13 protein-coding genes are annotated in these 19,021 nt (G+C 39.0%); 5 read left to right on the forward strand and 8 right to left on the reverse strand.

Annotated features, from left to right (window positions below; all coding sequences use genetic code 11):
• From EA341_RS08810 to EA341_RS08840, 7 genes are all read right to left on the reverse strand, one after another.
• The coding region (locus EA341_RS08810) for an HYR domain-containing protein (protein ID WP_293013058.1) at positions 1 to 1,899 on the reverse strand (1,899 nt) is incomplete at its 3' end.
• A gap of 11 nt (positions 1,900 to 1,910) precedes the next feature.
• Positions 1,911 to 2,924, reverse strand: a complete 1,014-nt coding sequence (locus EA341_RS08815) for a hypothetical protein (RefSeq protein ID WP_293013061.1) — start codon at positions 2,922 to 2,924, stop codon at positions 1,911 to 1,913.
• Positions 2,925 to 3,417: 493 nt separating this feature from the next.
• The gene (locus tag EA341_RS08820) at positions 3,418 to 4,062 is read right to left on the reverse strand and encodes a response regulator transcription factor (RefSeq protein ID WP_293013064.1); all 645 of its coding nucleotides are present in this window, start codon (positions 4,060 to 4,062) and stop codon (positions 3,418 to 3,420) included.
• Positions 4,063 to 4,312: 250 nt separating this feature from the next.
• A complete protein-coding gene (locus EA341_RS08825) occupies positions 4,313 to 5,170 on the reverse strand; it encodes a helix-turn-helix domain-containing protein (protein ID WP_293013067.1) in 858 nt (285 codons plus the stop codon).
• Between the two features lie 330 nt (positions 5,171 to 5,500).
• On the reverse strand, positions 5,501 to 7,729 hold the full coding sequence (locus EA341_RS08830; RefSeq protein WP_293013070.1) for a sodium-translocating pyrophosphatase: 2,229 nt from the start codon (positions 7,727 to 7,729) through the stop codon (positions 5,501 to 5,503).
• A 218-nt stretch (positions 7,730 to 7,947) separates the two neighbouring features.
• Entirely contained in the window at positions 7,948 to 9,912 is a 1,965-nt protein-coding gene (locus tag EA341_RS08835; protein WP_293013072.1) for a hypothetical protein, read from the reverse strand.
• 29 nt (positions 9,913 to 9,941) lie between these two features.
• A complete protein-coding gene (locus tag EA341_RS08840) occupies positions 9,942 to 10,271 on the reverse strand; it encodes a hypothetical protein (RefSeq protein WP_293013074.1) in 330 nt (109 codons plus the stop codon).
• A 289-nt stretch (positions 10,272 to 10,560) separates the two neighbouring features.
• Here EA341_RS08840 and EA341_RS08845 point away from each other — a divergent pair, with 289 nt between their 5' ends.
• The 3 genes from EA341_RS08845 to EA341_RS08855 all read left to right on the forward strand — a co-directional run bounded on the left by EA341_RS08845 (position 10,561) and on the right by EA341_RS08855 (position 15,671).
• On the forward strand, positions 10,561 to 12,504 hold the full coding sequence (locus EA341_RS08845; protein ID WP_293013077.1) for a sialate O-acetylesterase: 1,944 nt from the start codon (positions 10,561 to 10,563) through the stop codon (positions 12,502 to 12,504).
• Positions 12,505 to 12,569: 65 nt separating this feature from the next.
• On the forward strand, positions 12,570 to 15,260 hold the full coding sequence (locus EA341_RS08850; protein WP_293013079.1) for a phosphoenolpyruvate carboxylase: 2,691 nt from the start codon (positions 12,570 to 12,572) through the stop codon (positions 15,258 to 15,260).
• 111 nt (positions 15,261 to 15,371) lie between these two features.
• A complete protein-coding gene (locus EA341_RS08855; RefSeq protein WP_293013082.1) occupies positions 15,372 to 15,671 on the forward strand; it encodes a DUF2254 family protein in 300 nt (99 codons plus the stop codon).
• Here EA341_RS08855 and EA341_RS08860 read toward each other — a convergent pair.
• Complete coding sequence (locus EA341_RS08860) at positions 15,661 to 17,193, reverse strand: Ppx/GppA phosphatase family protein (protein WP_293013085.1); 1,533 nt, start codon at positions 17,191 to 17,193, stop codon at positions 15,661 to 15,663. The genes EA341_RS08855 and EA341_RS08860 overlap by 11 nt on opposite strands.
• Before the next feature lie 162 nt (positions 17,194 to 17,355).
• Here EA341_RS08860 and EA341_RS08865 point away from each other — a divergent pair, with 162 nt between their 5' ends.
• Both EA341_RS08865 and EA341_RS08870 read left to right on the forward strand, forming a co-directional pair.
• Positions 17,356 to 17,892, forward strand: coding sequence for a YfiT family bacillithiol transferase (locus EA341_RS08865; protein ID WP_293013088.1), 537 nt, complete (start codon positions 17,356 to 17,358; stop codon positions 17,890 to 17,892).
• Positions 17,893 to 18,166: 274 nt separating this feature from the next.
• Positions 18,167 to 19,015, forward strand: a complete 849-nt coding sequence (locus EA341_RS08870) for a hydroxymethylglutaryl-CoA lyase (RefSeq protein WP_293013090.1) — start codon at positions 18,167 to 18,169, stop codon at positions 19,013 to 19,015.
• The last annotated feature ends 6 nt before the right edge of the window (positions 19,016 to 19,021 follow it).

A 19,021-nucleotide genomic window follows, 5' to 3' on the forward strand; every position in this document is an offset into this window, starting at 1 on the left:
GCCATCTATAATGGTCCAGATAACAGTGTTCTGACCGAGCGGGAATTCCGACGGCGCATTATTTGTCAAAGAGGCAATGCTGCAATTGTCGGACATTTCGGGAGTACCCAATTCTACATTGGTTGCCACATCTTCGTCTTCTCCTATCAGAACAGTCACATTGGCTGGTGCAATTATTATTGGATTCTGTGTATCGTTGACAATGACATTAAAGCTCCTTGTTGAGGAGTTTCCACTTGGATCAACCGCAGTCCAGGTGACCAAGGTCGGACCTAATGGGAATACCTCAGGGGCATCATTGGTCAAGGAGGATATGCCACAATTGTCGCTGGCAGATGGGGTAGTCAGATTGACTCCTGTAGCCGAACATGCATCCTCATCGGTGTTGACTATCAGATCGGCGATTTCAGGAATTACTGGCAACTGTGTGTCCTGTACTGTGACCAACTGTAGGAATTGTGCAGTATTTCCACCCACATCAGTTACTGTCCAAAGCACTTCATTCAATCCAACAGCAAAGCTGCTAGGCGCATTGTTGACCACCGAGCCGACTCCACAATTGTCATCAGTGATTGGTGTACCAAGGTTGACTCCGGTAGCAAAACACTGACCGGGGTTGGCTTCCACGATGATCTCCGCAGGAAGGCTGATGGTCGGCGGTGTGATATCTTGGATCACAATGTTTTGGGTTTGGGTGGTTTCCAAACCGTTTTCATCGGTGTAAGTCCAGGTGATAGTCGTAGTCCCCTGTTGGGAAATCGGGAAGATGCTTTCATCCGTAGTTCCCGTCAGGCTGCTGCCGTCAGCAGCAGTAGCGGTTGGCACATCTAGAGCACTAAAATCGACCAAACATTCTGCATTCAGGTCAGGAAGGGTTTCCAGGTCAGGTATTGGTGGATCTCCAGGAGTGGGTTCACCAACTGTAAATTCCCGGGTTTCCACAATGCTCCATAGACCTTTGTTATTTTTTATTCTCAAAGAAATAGTATGTTCACCTTCCTCCAAAGCTGCAACCTCAATCAATTCATCCAAATCTATATTGGAAGCCGCTTCATCCAAAGGAATTTCAATTGCTTGACCTAAACCAGGATCATCATCATCAAAGAAATATTCGATAAAATCAACCAAAGCCGGATCTGTAAATCCTTCGTTTTCTACAAAAAACAATTTGGTCGTAACCAAGCCCCATTCATTGGCCTGATTACGGAACCTTACCGAAAGTCTATGGAAACCTCTAGGCAAATCCCCTACATTGATAACCCCTTCCACTTGGGGATTGGGTCCTTGTGTCACCGCCAGGGCGGTTCCATTACCAAAACCCGGATCGGTATTTATAAAATATTCCGCGGCTACAATTGGTGAAATTTGATCCGGATTTGTTCTACCAATCCAAAAAATCCTGGTTTGGATTAATGACCAGATATCATTTTGATCTCTAACCCTAAAAGATAGACGGTGAAAACCCTCAGAAAGCCCAGCAGTGGACACCACTGTAGTAAAATCAACGGTAAGCCCTGAAGAAACCGCAACGGCTGTCCCATTTCCAAATCCGGGATCAGCATTAAAAAAGTATTCTGCCGCAACTATAGGGACTGCCGTCAAGGCCGTAACCCTGCCCAACCAAAGGGTTCTGGTGGAAACTTGACCCCAATTACCGATATTATCCAAAAATCGCACCGATAAGCGGTGGAAACCTAAACCCAAACCTGTGGTACTGACTTGAGTCTGAAAACTCACATCAGGTCCGGAGGTGATAGGTATATTCGCTCCATTTCCAAAGCCAGGATCGGCATTGAAAAAGTACTCAGCACCTACTAAGGTCGGTTGCTGTGCCCGTGCTTTTAAGGGCAGCAAACAAAGCCCTAATAGGCCAAACCATATTAAGAGATACGCTTTCATGTTCTGCGTTCTTAATTATTGGCCTTACCTTCTATACGGACATTCAAATTGCCGTTTTGCGGTACGATCGGATTCAGGATATTGAATAAAGTTACCTCAGGAATCGCCGGTGTGCCGGAAACTGTATATCCTGCTCCACCAAACAATCCAATGTCTGTGTTATCCGTACCTGCATTGATCCCTGGTGAACTTCCTTGAAGGTTGAAATCTTGATTGTAATCAAATGTATTATTAGGGACATTCACAAACTGAGGATTAGCAAAAATATTGTCCTGTCCGCTATTTCCATTTATGGTAGGTAGAGAAGTAGGGTTACTTGATCCAAAGAAAATATTATTGTTGAAGGTACAATTCTGAATTCGGGCATTAGTAAAATCAGAATTCAGGTCATTCTGAAAGAAAATATTATTGGAAAAAGAGTTGAATTGGATTGTAGAAAAAGCTCCAGCAAATGTCGCAGTAAATACATTGTTTGTAAACAATGAATACCTCAAATTACTGATACTACTAGTGATAATATTGTTTCTGATAATTAAGTTTTCTTCAAAAGTGATTCCTGAAGATGAACTTATACTATTTATGATATTTTCCTGAATAATCCATTCTTTGGAGTTACCATTAATAGCAATACTTCCAATATTATTTCTTTGAAGATTGATGTTATTTATTACATCAGAAGGATTAGACCAAGAGATGCCAGCTATTCTAAATCCAATTATCTCAGAACCTGAAGACCCAGTCACCAGAGTAACTGATCCCAATTGACTAACCAATCCATTGTCATTGTCAGGGTTATGTCCTGAACCTACCAAAGTCAGGCGCTTGGCCAAAGTAAAACTCCCATAAGAAGTAGCGGAACCACTGACATAGATGATATCACCATCTGCTGCTGCATTAATAGCATCAGAAATAGATGTGAAATTGGCAATGTCACCAGGCCTGTTGCTTACTGTAATCACAGCTGCTTGTACATTGTACACTGCCATAAAGCAGCATAGGACGAAAAGTTTGTAGCATGTTTTCATGGATTTTTTCAATTTAATTGGTGAAAGAATTTTTATGTAAAGAATTGAATTGATTCAATAGTCAATGTTTAAATTTCCTGATATGGCCTTTTAAAAAAAATACCCCAAAAGGAGTATTGTAAACTATGGCTATGTTGTCGAAATACCGCTTAGGGGGTAGGGATTGGGGGGAAGGGAGGATTGTAAGATGTGAAATTGTAAGACCTTAGCGGAAGGTTGAGGGGGAATTGTCCACGTTAAAGGTATTTGGTCTCTTGGTCATTTCGACCCTAGCAGCTGTACAGAAGTAAATCTAAAACCCAATGCATCAGACTCCTCCTTCGTCGGAGTGACAAGGAGAAAGTATGGGAAGTAGCTGTCCATGTTTTTAGATGGAGAGATTTTGACTTATTACTTCAATCGAATGGATACATCCCTCAAATCCTTTTTTAAAATATCGAATATCGATTGTTGAATAATGAAGTGAAAAAAATGTCTTGGCTCGCCAGAAATCCTACAACCCCGGATGCTCTTTGATCAAACTCAGTAAACCAGAAACATTGTGCACCCGAAGCTTTCTGTAAATATTTTTTCGGTGGGTTTTGACTGTTAATGGACTGAGATGTAGCTTGTAGGCTATATCCTTGGTTTCGCATTGGTTTAGCACCATTTGGATGATTTCGGTTTCCCTGTCTGAAAGTCTGTAAGCTTCTCTCAATTTTTGGTACAGACAATTCCAGTGACCGTTAAAAATATTCTGATGACTGCTGACAGATTGAAAATACTCTCCTCCCCCTGCTACTGTATCCAATGCTTCATGAAAACTTTTAAAACAGGAATCCTTTCCAATAAACCCGTTTGCTCCCAGGTTTTTGCAGGCCTCCATATTGCTCTTGGTATGCTCTCCGCTGAGAATCAATTTTTTCAATTTGGGGTATTTTCTGTTGAGATAGGATAACACCTGCATCCCATTCATCACCGGCATATTAAGATCTAATACCAGCACATCTACATTTTGGTTTTTTTCAAGAAATAAAATCACCTCATATCCGTTTTCCACTGTACCCACCAATGCATATTCAGGAATGAAGTCGAGAATTCTTTTGATTCCTAATGCAAAAAGCCTGTGGTCATCAGCTAATAAAATAGAAACTCCCATAACAGAATAAATATTTATAAAAGAGAGTAAACAATCAATAACTTTTAATAATAGTAATAAAAACAAAATAAAAGTTGTAAAAAAGCGAAAGTAGAGAATCTATTTATATGTATTCCTATGATAAAAAGAATTATACATCTATTCAATAACACTTTGAAGAAATAAAAGAGAATTTAGATGCTTTAGTCAGGTCATACATTTCACAAAAGCCTATTCAATAAATGGTCATGTTTTGAATTTCATGGAACAACTATCCAGAAAAATTTCTTTTAAGTTCCAATTCAATTTCAGAATTGATATTGAGGTATAATTGCAGGTATTTTTTGGGTGTCATTCCCACAAATTGTTTGAAATCTTTATGCAAATGGGAATTATCGGAATATCCAAACTGGAGCGCCAATTCTAAAATATCCGGCATAGGGTTCTCATCCAAAGCAAGCAAAAGCGCATTGAACCTTATAATTCTACAAAACAATTTTGGAGATAAACCAATTTGATTTTTAAAATGATTTTGAAAAGTTCTAAAGCTGACTTCCAAGCGTTCCACTATTTCTGCCAAACCAATGAGTCCATTTCTTTGTAGCATTTCATTGACAATTGGCGCCATGTTTAAAGTGACATTTTTTCGGATACAACTGCTGAAATGTGCGATCAATATCTTGTTGACATCCGAAATGCAGTTCTCAGGCTTAGCATTAGATTCAAATAGGTTTTTGAGCTTTTGAGAAAGTCCATTAAGCCCAAAATGTTCCATTCTTTCAAACCTGTCTGTAATTTGGCGAGGTGAACCTTCCATGAAGTGGAAAAGACCTGTGGGGTTGAACACAATCACAAAGACATCAAACTGCCCCTCAATATGCGATTTGCCCATCCTACTCATCTGGCCACAAAGGTATGGGACAAACCTATCGAAATAGATTTTTGATGATGGATCTGGGTATTCAAGGTACGAGCTCGAGTTTATCTCCAAGAGAATAACTATTGCTGCACTTCCTTTTGGTGTAAAGAAAGGTTTTTCGATACCATTTATCCTATGTCTAGAATATAAATAGCCGTAAATAAAAGGAGAAAGGGATTTATCAGGAGGAAAAAAAACAATCTCATTCATAGTTAAACTAAATCAAATTTTACCCCTTCTCTTAAATTGAAATCTTGATAATGATACTTCTCCCCTAATCAAATGTGATTTGGGTAATTCCGGAATTGCTTGAAAATAATTCACTTTAAAAAAAATCAACAAAGCCTTCATAAAAGCATTACTATAAAAACCCTAAGAAATAAACCTTCTAAATATAAATATATTCATCTGATTTACAATGAATTAACATATTCGTTGAAATTAAAAATATTTACTAATGATAAAAAAAAACAGATTCAACTTAAAATAAAAAAAGCCCCTGATCAAATCAGAGGCTTTGTGTTGATTACTAATCTTTAATTACCTAAGAACCACTACTTCTGGAGCACTGTGATCTTCTGGAATTTTATCCATGGTAATTTCTTTTGCTTCAACCTCTGGAATTACCTTTTCAGCGAATTCACCATGTGGTCTTTCGGAAATATGAGGCGCAATAACCAAGGCTACAATGGATGTCAACTTGATCAGGATATTCATAGAAGGACCTGAAGTATCTTTGAATGGATCACCAACAGTATCACCTGTTACTGAAGCCTTGTGTGCTTCTGAGCCTTTATATTGCATCACCCCATCAATCATTACTCCTTTTTCAAAAGATTTTTTTGCGTTGTCCCATGCTCCACCGGCATTGTTCTGGAAAATACCCATCAAAACTCCTGATACGGTAATACCAGCCAAAAGACCGCCTAAAACCTCTGGACCAAAGGTAAACCCTACAATAATCGGAGACAACAAAGCAATAGCACCTGGAGCTACCATTTCTCTGATAGAAGCCTGAGTTGAAATCTCTACACACTTTTCATATTCAGGTTTGGCCTTGTATTCCATGATACCAGGTATCTCCCTGAACTGTCTTCTCACCTCATTTACCATATCCATGGCTGCCCTTCCCACTGCTGCAATACACAAGGAGGAGAAGATAAACGGAATCATGGCACCCACAAATAGACCCGCGAGCACATCGGCTTTGTAAATATCAATTGAATCTATTCCTGCCAATCCAACATAGGCTGCAAAGAGAGCCAAAGCAGTAAGCGCTGCAGATGCAATTGCAAATCCTTTTCCTGCAGCAGCAGTAGTGTTACCCACTGCATCCAAAACATCTGTACGCTCTCTCACTTCTTTTGGTAATCCTGACATCTCAGCAATCCCGCCTGCATTATCAGCAATAGGGCCAAAAGCATCAATGGCCAATTGCATGGCGGTCGTAGCCATCATTCCCGCAGCAGCTATGGCTACTCCGTATAAACCGGCAGCAAGGAAAGATCCATAAATACCGGCAGCCAAAACCAAAATTGGCAATACTGTAGACTCCATTCCAACAGCAAGTCCACCAATAATATTGGTCGCATGTCCTGTTGAAGATTGTTTGATTATGGAATTAACAGGCCTTTTGCCCATAGAGGTATAATACTCGGTTATCATACTCATCAGGGCGCCTACAATCAGACCGATCACTACCGCTCCAAAAATACCCATTTTGGTAAAGGAAATAGAACCCCCACGGCTAAGAACCAAATCACCATCAGGCAACATGTACATAATAATAGGATATGAGGCTGCTACAGTTAGCAAAATTGATATCCAGTTTCCTTTATTCAAGGCATTCTGAACACTGTCAGTTTCCTTGCTGATATTTACGAAGAAGGTTCCTACAATAGAAAACATCAAACCAAGACCGGCGATAACCAGCGGCAATAAAACCGGGGCAATTCCTCCAAAATTATCATTGGAAACTATTTCTCTTCCCAATACCATCGAAGCCAAAATGGTAGCCACGTAAGAACCGAATAGATCAGCTCCCATACCAGCAACATCACCCACATTGTCTCCAACATTATCTGCGATTGTAGCCGGATTTCTTACATCATCCTCTGGAATACCTGCCTCAACTTTTCCAACAAGGTCAGCACCCACATCAGCAGCTTTGGTATAAATCCCACCACCTACACGGGCAAAAAGAGCAATAGATTCTGCCCCAAGTGAAAATCCAGCCAATACTTCTAATGCAGTTTCCATGGCAGCACCATTGACATCACCGCCTGTAGAAAGCACAAACATGTTATAGAAAACAATAAATAATGAGCCCATTCCTAAAACTGCCAAACCAGCCACACCAAGTCCCATTACCGAACCGCCAGTAAAAGATACTTTTAAGGCTTGCTTTAAACTTGTTTTGGCTGCTTGTGTAGTTCTGACATTGGCTTTGGTCGCAATATTCATCCCCATATACCCAGCAAAAGCTGAGAGCACCGCACCTATAATGAAGGATATGGCAATGACAGGGCTGGAGGTTTCTACCAAAGTACCTGACCAACCTAAAATAATAGCGGCAATGACAACAAAGTATCCGAGTATTTTCCACTCGGCTTTCAAAAATGCCATGGCTCCTTTGGCAATATGTTCCGCCAATTCAGCCATAGTACTGTCACCTGCTTCCTGCTTGGTCACCCAAGAGGATTTAAAAGCCATTACGATCAGTCCAATTATTCCCAATAAGGGCACCACATAAATAAACATTTGTTCCATAGAGCTATTTTTGAGTTTTCTGTCAATTAATCAATCTGACAAATATATTACTATTCAAATATCTCGCAATCAAAATAGATAAAAGTCATATAATTTTGATATCAGAAGATTATTTGGTGTTGAATGGTGGAAAAATACTGCTGAATGAACTGTGCCTAAACAAAAAAACAGAAGCAGTTTTCACCACTTCTGTTTTATCATTCCTTCAAGTTTAATGTTTAGGAACCAAATGCGGTCTCACCGTCACGGTTTACAGCTTTCAACAGCTGACCTGTATTTTTATCAACAAACAAGTATCCCCCTTGCCTGTAGGGCCCATGCCCAGGACTTGGAGAGAGCATAAAATTAAGGAGCATGTGTCCGTCTCCAAAATCTTTGTGCTGCAGTGCGATTTTATAAGCTTCTTTTCCCTCAACGGCTACAACCTCAACAGCTTCCAATAGGAATTCGGCTTTCACAGGATACACGTTTCTTTTTTGGATTACCTGAGTTCCTCCACCGAATCCCGAACTCGCACTTGTGGATTGGGTTAGTTTGTAATCGTAAAAATCAAGCTGGTAAACCTTCCCAAGATCAAACTGTATCCCACCCACTAATTGTAAAAACATAGCCATATCGGGAAGCGAATTGAATTGTTGGGTCTTTAGAGATTGTCTACCTTGTTCTTCATTTTCAGCGATAAATTCTAAAATTTCACCATTCCTATTGAGGACCATTTTTGCTTGGGGAATCTGCAAAAAATACTCCCGTGAAACCAACTTACCTTTAGAATCCAACTTCGCAGTTAATTCTACAGGCTCAGAGAATCTCTTTCTTCCTCCTCCGCATTTCTGCGCGGCTATAGCCATCAGCTTATCTTGAATTTGATCTGCATCCAAGTCTGAGACATCTCCGATATCAAGTCCTTCTTTAGCGGCCATCTCAGCATAAATCCGCATCATTTCTGTTTCTTGATCCCTGCTAGGGCCGTCAGGACCATACTTTTCTTCTACAACTTTCTGAGCAGCACCAAATATCCTATCACAATCCAACTTCTCCTCTTCCTCTCCATTTGGGAGTATAGCAGTAAAAATTTGATCATCCCCCTGCTTTTCCACAAAACTGAATTCTCCACTTTGATGCTTAAGACTCACTTCAGGAATCTTTCTCGCTTTATAAACTTCCATGGCAGAAGGGTATACTTCTTCTTTAAAACCCTCATATGGTTCATAATGATATCCTTCTCTCAGAGCCAAACCAGGGTCTATCCTATATGCGCCCAAGTAACTTACCCTATCAAAACCTTCTCCAATTTCCCTTAAGGGGCCCTGAACATTGATTTTGGACACAGGCTTAAATTCATTCATTAAAATCTCCCCGATAGCAAAGTCAAAAAACGTCTTTGACTGTACTGCTTTAATATCTTCAAAATCAAAGGTATATATATCGAAATCTATAGCTGAATCGCTTACTTTATTAAAAACCACAAACCTATTGCCCATTGTACCCAATCTGCTTACACCAGGCTTTCCATCAAAGTCAGTAAGAGAAAATCGATTTACTTCTTCATCATCAAATTCAACGTGCAAGCCAGCTTGTCTATTGGTTTCCTGATCATATGTATGAGAAAAAATAACATGCCCTTGAATCTCTCCATTCGAGGTCTTATAGGCAACTTGCTCTATTTCCTCTTTTTCAACTTCCCTATACAAAGCCTCCCCCAACTTACCTCTTATTGTGGTAAGCCCATCAGCTTTAGCATTAAGGTACAATTCCACTTCATAAAAACTTTCTATGGCCTTTTTGATGGAAATACTTCGGTCATAACGCATACCGGACCTTCCAAAGTCTTTCTCTATTTCCATGCAATCAATGGACTTACTTGTAAAGTCAACATTTCTGATATCATGATTCCCTTCGGGTGATTTCAAATCCTTGTCAACAAAACCGGAGACGTTTAAGAAGATTGGGTTTTCACCGAATTCATTTTCCTCAAAAAAGGTGGGGAGTTCCAGGCTGATAAATTCTCCATTTTTGATCAAAAGAGCCTTTTCAAAATAAAAAACACGGGTGAGATCATTATTGCTGACTTCAATCATATTAGGCCACTCAGGATTCCCATAAACTAATTTTCTTGGACAATCTTGAGCAAAAGTTTGAAAGGCAAATAAAAGTCCAAGGATAGTAAGTACAGTATATTTCATAATTTAACTATTAAATAAAAAACCAGATTTTAAAGATTCTTAAACCACTCTTCATAATTTTCACCCAAAAATGGCAGTGGTTTCATTTCCCCATTTACCGCTGCCATTAATCCGACAATCCACATATAAATGGTCACAAAGAAACCAACCATAGCTATAAACCAACCAATAAATGGAACCCAACTGACAAAACCCAAGACAAGTCCTGTTACAAAAAGACCCAGCATCTGCCGGATATGAAATTGGGCAAAAGCTGCCTTTTTTTCCATATTCATTATAAAAGCAGCGATCAAGCCTATCACTGTCAAATAGGCGATCACACCGATTTGCTTTCCTTCAATTTCGGGGTTAAATGTCATTGCTTTGTGAGTTAGAATATTATTAAAATGTATGCGCTCAAAAATGGTGAAAAGAATAAATTTTAAGCTCTTTAAAGTTGCTTCAAATTTCAAAATAAAGATTCCTTTCCTAAAATTGATGTTATAATTAGAATTATTACTAATCCAATGAGCATTCCTAGCATTCTGGACAGAAGAACTCTAGCATTATATTTTCCTGAATTGTTTGAAATTTAGGTGAAAGGTTTGAATTGAATTCTTAATTCTTGAACTTGAAAGTAATAAGTAACCTATTAGACAAATATTTTCAATGAGTAGACTCTTCAAGATTTTTCTATTGCCTTTTTGTTTGTCATTGGCTTTTTTTCAAACTGGTTTTTCAGATATCAGGCTTCCTAAATTGATCAGCGATGGCATGGTTCTTCAAAGAGATGCGCCCTTAAAAGTCTGGGGATGGGCTTATCCTGGTGAAAAAATTCAAATCATTTTCATGAAAGAGACTTATCAAACTGTGGCAGATGAAAATGGAAACTGGTCATTACATCTAGGTCAGTTTGAAGCAGGAGGACCTTACCAAATGCTTTTAAAGGGTCAAAATGAAGTACTGCTGGAAGACATCCTGATTGGGGATGTTTGGCTTTGTTCTGGTCAATCCAATATGGAAATCAATATGCAAAGGGTAAGTCCCTTGTATGAAAAAGAAATTGAGGAAGCAGATTTTCCAGAGATCCGCTATTTCGAAGTCCCCAAGAGATATGATTTTAAAACTGAAAATATTGATTTCCCAGGAGGCAGTTGGGCAGCAGTAGGTCAGGACAATATCCTAAGTATTCCCGCTATTTCCTTCTTTTTTGCAAGATCCATTCACGAACGCTATGATATACCGATAGGAATAATCAGTTCGGCCTTGGGAGGGTCACCGGTTGAAGCATGGCTTTCTGAAGATGCCATTAGAGAATTTCCAAAATACTATGAAGAGTTACAAAGATTTAAGGATGATGAATTGATAAGGGAAATCGAAAATAGGGATGCTAAAATAGCTGCAGAATGGTACATGGAACTCAATAATAAAGATAAAGGCTACCAAGGAAGTATTTCCTGGAGCTCTATTGAACTTGAACCCGAAAATTGGATGGAAATAGAAAATCCAACTTTATGGAAAGGTACGGATTTGGATGGAGTTAACGGATCAGTCTGGTTCAGAAAAGATTTTGAACTGAAGGAAGAGTCAGTGGGTAGAGCAGCCAACCTCAACCTAGGTATGTTGATAGATATGGATTCAGTTTTTCTCAATGGAAAGTTCGTTGGAAGCACATCCTATCAATATCCACCTAGAAGGTATGTCATTCCGGAGGGTCTATTGAAAAAGGGAAAAAATACGCTTGTTGTCAGGCTCATAAGCAATATTGGTGAAGGAGGTTTTGTTACGGAAAAACCCTATGAGTTACTGATAGGAAATCAAAAAATTGATTTAACAGGAACTTGGAAGTATCAGTTGGGCGCTATCATGGAACCGCTACCACAACAGACTTTTATCAGGTGGAAACCTGTAGGCTTATTCAATGCCATGATTTCACCTTTAAAATATTATGCTACAAAAGGAGTCCTTTGGTATCAGGGAGAGTCCAATGCGGAAAGGCCCGAGGAATATGCTCAATTATTCCAAAGTATGATCGAAAACTGGAGAACTGAATTTAATCAGAAAGATTTACCTTTTTTATATGTTCAGTTACCCAATTATCTTAAGGCAGACCGTGAACCATCAGAAAGCAATTGGGCAAAATTAAGAGAAGCGCAATTACAGACTCTGAATTTGCCTCACACTGCCATGGCTATCACCATTGATATTGGAGAGTGGAATGATATCCATCCTCTCAATAAAAAGGATGTAGCATACAGATTAGCTATATTGGCTAGAAAGAATGTATATGGAGAAAATGAACTGGTTTCTTCAGGCCCAATATTTAGGTCATATCACAAAGTGAAGGATAAAATCATTCTGGAATTTGATCATGTAGGAGATGGCTTGATCATTCAACAGGGAGATAAACTGAAAAACTTTGCCATCGCTGGAGAGGATGGTAAATTTATTTGGGCTGATGCAAAAATTGAGAATAACCATGTTGTGGTATGGCATAGAAGCATCAAAAATCCAACGTCCCTGCGTTACGCATGGGCAAACAATCCTGAAGGAATAAACCTTTATAATAAAAATGGGCTGCCGGCCTCACCATTTAGAGTTGACCTTGAGTAACCCGAGAAATAAACTATTCCCGAAATAAAATTTCCTAAATTGTTTACATAATTAATCAGAAGAAAATGAATAAGCTTAAACCAGAATTTATTTTTGAGAAGATTTCAACCGATATGGCTTTTTTAAAAAACTGTTTTAAAAAAGTCCTTGTAGGTCTTGGAGAAGATAAACTCGCTGCCATTTTAGATCAAAAACTTGACAAAGACCTCATATTAAAAATGGGTAGTGAAACGGAGGAAAAACATATTCAGGTTTTGAGTATCTATCTCCAACTGATGAACCTGGTCGAAGAAAATGCAGCAGTTCAATATAGAAGGAAGATGGAAGATCAAAAGGGAATGAACTCCATACGGGGTTCATGGAGCGAAACTTTTGAAAGACTTAAAAATAAAGGGCTTAGCGAAAAGCAAATCAAGGATATCTTAAAGCAAATCAGGCTTTCTCCAGTTTTGACTGCTCATCCTACCGAGGCTAAAAGAATTTCTATTATTGAACTTCACAGAGACCTATATCTAGAACTTGTCAAATTGGAAAACACAGCTTTTTCCAAAAAAGAAAAAGATAAAATCACCCATGAAATAATAGCATTGCTTGAACGCTGGTGGCGTTCCGGAGAAGTATATCTGGAAAAACCCACTGTGAAAACAGAAAGGTATAATGTGATGCATTATTTCACGAAGGTATTTCCAAAAATTCTTGAAAAATCTGATCAACAATTAGAGCTGAGCTGGATCAATTCAGGTTTTGATTCAAAAAATCTAAACCTTCCTGAAGATTTCCCTCTGGTCAATTTTGGCAGTTGGGTGGGAGGTGACAGAGATGGACATCCATATGTCAGTGCTGAACTTACCTCTGAAACCCTACTGGAACACCGTAAGGCTTCTTTGGATTTGATCAAAAGCAAAATACTTGAATTAGGATCAAAGTTGAGTTTTTCTGAAATCAGAAATCCTATACCGGAGCACTTCAGGAATGAAATCAAATCCAGAGCTGAGGAATTGGGAGAACTTGGGGAAAAAGCCTTAAAGCGCAATACTTTAGAGCCTTGGCGGCAATTTATCAACCTGATTATGGTAAAACTAGAAGAGACTGAAAAAGGCTTTTCTGAATTTCAGTACCTCAACTCAGAAGAATTGAAATCTGACTTAAAGCTATTGAGAAATAGTTTGTTGGAAATTGGTGCTGACAAAATTGTCAGACAGTTGCTATTTCCTGTTGAAAGATTGGTTGACTGTTTTGGTTTTCATTTGGTAAAATTGGATATCAGGCAGAATTCTGAGTTTCATGACAAAGCCATGGAGCAAATACTCAATAAGACTTTTCCTGACAAAAAGCCTTTCAGACAATGGTCTGAGGAAGAAAAGCTTTCCTTTATCAATGAAGAGTTGAAAAGTAACAGACCCTTTGCGATAGCCGGTGAACAGTTTGGTGAAGAAGCAGATAAAGTACTGGATTGTTACCGAGCCGTCAAAACCCATACTGACCGTTTTGGCAATGAAGGCATTGGAGCCTTTATCGTGTCCATGACTCGGAGTTTAAGGGATTTATTAACAGTTTACCTCTTGATGCGAGAAGCGGGGCTAAACCGAAAAACCTTTCAGGTAGTACCTCTTTTTGAGACCATCGAGGATTTGGATTGTTCTGATGCCATTATGGACAGCTATCTAAGCCATTCAGAATATGCAAAGTCAGACATACAAGAGATCATGCTGGGGTATTCTGACAGCAATAAAGATGGGGGAATAATTGCAAGCCGTTACAATATTTACAGAACAGAAGACAAGCTTGCTAAAATCGCCCAAAAACATAACATCAGATTTAGGTATTTTCACGGAATAGGAGGTACAATCAGCCGTGGAGGAGGAAAATACCATCGCTTTTTAGAAAGCATGCCTCCTGGAAGCTTAAGTGGTGAGATGAAACTCACCGTACAGGGAGAAACCATAGCGCAGCAGTTTGCCAATTTACTCAATGGTACCTATAACATGGAAATGCTGCTTTCTGGAATGTTGCAACAGACTGCCTATTGCCACTACCCCAACACTTCCGACCAATATCCCCTGGACTCCCTTCAACTACTTTCAGGTTATTCACTTAATTATTATAAAAAACTGATAGAACACCCTTCATTTATAGAATTTTATGGACAGGCTACTCCTATTGATGTTTTGGAATTGAGTAAAATAGGTTCAAGACCTTCAAGAAGAACTGGAACAAGGTCACTTGCTGATCTGAGAGCCATTCCCTGGGTATTTTCCTGGAGTCAGTCACGATTCAATATCACAGGGTGGTATGGAATAGGCTATGCCTTATCTAAAATCAGAGAAGAACAACCCGAAGATTACAATAAACTATTGGGAAATGCCGATTCTTGGCCATTGCTGCGCTACATCTTAATCCAAGTAGAAACCAACCTTATGAATGCAGAAACAGGCATCATGAAAGCTTATGGAAACCTTGTTGAAAATGAGGAAATCAAAATAGAGATGATAAATCTATTAATGGAAGAATACAAACGCAGCCTGGATGAAATTCAGCTCATGTTTGAAAAACCAAGAGAAGTAAGAAGGACCAGTCAGATGGATAATATGAAGAGGAGAGGAAATGCCCTCCAAGCCTTACACCAACTTCAAATCCACGAACTCAAATCTTGGAGAAGCATAAAGGAATCAGAGCCGGAAAAATCTGAAATACTAATCAAACGCTTATTGGAAATCACCACTGCCTTAGCCAGCGGTTTAAAAAATACTGGCTAATTTAGCTTGGTGCGAGTAACTGGAACTCTGCTCAAATAAAGACTATTTATAATCCTTATTTGAGCAGAAAATTCAAATCTTCTTCTTTGAAATATTCCTTAAAAAAAAGAAGTGATTGGCTGTGTATTTTTGACTAAAAAATCCCAGAAAAATTTTGACAAAACCTTACAAAACCATTTCATTTTGGGAACCTCACGAACCTCTCAGCAGGATATGGAATTCTCCATTCATCAGATGGTAGAAATTGCATCGCGTGCCCTTTCTCCAGGAATCAACGACCCCTATACCGCGATTTCCTGTATTCACAACCTGAGCTCTACTTTATCCTACTTATGTACAGTAGAATTACCCTCACCACTCCGATTTGATGAAGAAAAAAAAGTGGCGCTTCAGATAACAATTAACCTTTAATCACCTCTATTTTCATATCCAAAAACTTAGCTAAGGTATCTGAAAAGCGCTGTGCTTCCCATATTTCAAGATCCATATTGCCTTCTCCGAAAATACGAATGGTCAATTTATTCTCTTCTGGAAGACAATAAACATTTTCCACCCATTGGTTTTTGGTTTTATCCAAAGCCACAGCGATCCTTAACATTCCTGCAAGACCTTTCACAATACGCCTATTTTTGGAATTCAGCTTTTTAAAGGATTTATGCCTCTTTTTTGGACCTGACTTTCGATGATACCTGGCTAGATTTGCCAAAATCAAAATTTCCGCATTATTGAAACCTCGCATACCTCCCTGCATAATCAGGTATTTGGAATGCTTATGGTAATCCTGAAAATTCACATAAGTACCGACATCATAGATCAAGCAGGACTGATACAATAAGTCCCTTGCATTATCTCCCATTCCATGAAGCTCTTTTAATTGATCAAAAAGCTGCATGGCAAGCCTTCCCACTTGTTTGTTTTCCTCAATATCTGCATCATATCGCTTCGCCAAAAGCAGGCTGCTCTTCTCTCTGACACTTTTACCTTCTACAGACTCTCCAAGGTACTGTCCATTTTTCTCTATATAATCAATGATCAACCCATCCCTCAAAGAAGCATCAGAGAGCGTCAATTGCTTTACATCTGCCAATTTGAGCAACTCAACCAATAATAACCCTCCCAAATGAATGGCGTCAACCCTATTTTCGCTGATCCCTGGAATTTCGCTTCTTTTTTCAGGCTCCAAATCCAATAATTGTGAGGTGATTTTTTCAAGATCTTTGACTTTGACCGACTCAGCATTCACTGTATTGATAATATTTTTACCGTTCATCTGAAGGGCAGCTTCACCCAAAGTCCGGATACTACCAGAAGTCCCAATTACTTTTGAAAACCCGACGGCTTTGGCATCGGTGAGAATCTTCATGGCAGTATTTTGTATGTGCTGAAGAAGATCATCCTTTTCCTCATTTGACAATGAACCCTGATGCCCTACCCTATCCAGAAGTCTCAATACTCCCAATTTCATGGAACTTTTAAAAAGCACACTACCTTTATTGCCTACCACTGCTTCGGTACTTCCTCCTCCAATATCAATGACCATGGCATTATTTTTACCTAAGTCAATTGCTTTTCTTACTGCCAGAAAAATCAACCTTGATTCTTCCTTTCCAGATATCATTTGAGGAGATAAGCCAACTTCTTCAATCAACCTATCCAAAAACTCCCGTCCATTTTTGGCTTCCCGGGTGGCTGAGGTAGCAGCTGTAATGATATCTTCGACACCATATTCATCAGCCAGTTGAACATATCTTTTGATGGTTTCAATTCCATTATGAAAAGCTTTCTTACTCAGCATCTTATTGGCAAAAACACCAACTCCTAATTTTACCATTTCTTTTTCCTGCACCAGCACCTCAAAAGTTTGTTGGGAGGTGACTTTTACGATAATCATGTGGATGGAATTGGTACCGATATCTATTGCTGCTAGATTCATAAAAACATTATTTCGGGTTTTATTAAAAGCATATTATCCTTTTAATTTAAACTTAATTATTCTTTTATGCGAATACCTTTCAAACAAAATAATGTACACCTATTCAAAATGACATCAATAATAAAATCTGTAGAACTGAAATTTGGCTAAAACCACGTAAATTTGATTAAACTACTATTTAGCATGACAATGGATCCAAGGTTTCCAACCGGCAAATTTCAAGCGCCTGACACCATTACCAAAGAGGAAATACAACACTTCATTCAGGATATCAAAGCTTTTCCGGGACAGGTCAAAGCTGAGGTTTTTAGATTAGGAGAAGCCGGTTTAAAAAAGCCTTACAGAAAAGGTGGCTGGACAGGCAATCAAGTAATTCACCATTGTGCCGATAGCCATTACAATAGTTTTATCCGATTCAAGCTAGCCTTGACGGAAACGGTGCCCACCATCAAGCCTTACTATGAAAACCTATGGGCCGAACAAGTGGATTATGAGTTGCCTGTAGAAACCTCAATGGCTATCATGGAGGGCCTACATACAAGATGGGCAGCATTATTAGAAAGTTTAAGTTCTGAAGATTTGAAAAGAACTTTTTATCATCCTGAAATGAAAAGAGAAATCAGTCTGGATTTATCCATTGCACTATACTCCTGGCACTGTAGACATCATTTAGGACACTTACAATTGATTCAGGTGTAGGCTTATCAGTTGTACAATTTTAGATTGTAGATCTAAGATTTTAGATTAAGGTTAATTTTAAGTTTAGGGTTTAGCCTCTGTATTTCAATGGATCAATTAATCACTTAAATTTTACACTAATTTACTACCCTGCTACTCAACATAAACCCACTTTTAACCTTTAACAATTTTAACATTTAACGAATTGGTGTTCAGGTATCAGTTAAACAATTAAGAGACTCACACAATTCATCAGTTTTTTGCAAAAACCAATTACCCCATTTACCTTCACCCCATGATTAAGTTGATTGAATGTCCCAGAGATGCCATGCAAGGCAAGGCTGAATTTATAGATACTGCCATAAAAGCTGCTTACATTGACCAATTGATGAGAGTAGGCTTTGACACCATAGATTTTGGAAGTTTTGTCAGTCCAAAAGCGATCCCTCAGATGCGGGATACTGCTGAAGTCTTGTCACTATTAGACCTTTTCAAATCCAAATCCAAGCTTTTAGCTATAGTTGCCAATACAAGAGGCGCTGAAGATGCTTTACATTTTGAAGAAATTGATTATCTCGGTTTTCCGCTTTCTGTATCGGAGACTTTTCAGCAACGCAATACCAATAAATCCATCGCTCAGGCATTGGAAACTGTAGAGGAAATCCAGAACCGTTGTGAAACCAAGGGTAAAACTTTAGTCACCTACCTCAGCATGGGCTTTGGAAACCCTTATGGAGACCCTTATTCTCCCGAGCTTATTGCTGAATTTGTAGCAAAGTTGGATCAATTAGAGGTCAAAATCATCTCTTTCGCTGATACCGTTGGGACTGCTGCTCCTGATCTTATCCAATCTTTATTTGAAATCAATGCTTCCACTTACCCGGAAATTGAGTTTGGGCTGCACTTACATACCAAACCCGATGATCTACAGGCAAAAATTGAAGCTGCAATTTTAGCAGGATGTAAAAGATTTGATGGTGCTTTGAAAGGCTTTGGTGGGTGCCCCATGGCCAAAGACGAACTTGTAGGTAATGTAGCAACTGAAAACCTGATACAAATCCTGGAGAATAAAGGACATGATCTTCAGCTGGATAAGGAGCAGTTGCATGAAGCCATGAAACTTGCCAATGTGGTTTTTGGCTGATAGACG

This window comes from Mongoliibacter sp., assembly GCF_007692705.1.
Lineage (GTDB): Bacteria > Bacteroidota > Bacteroidia > Cytophagales > Cyclobacteriaceae > Mongoliibacter.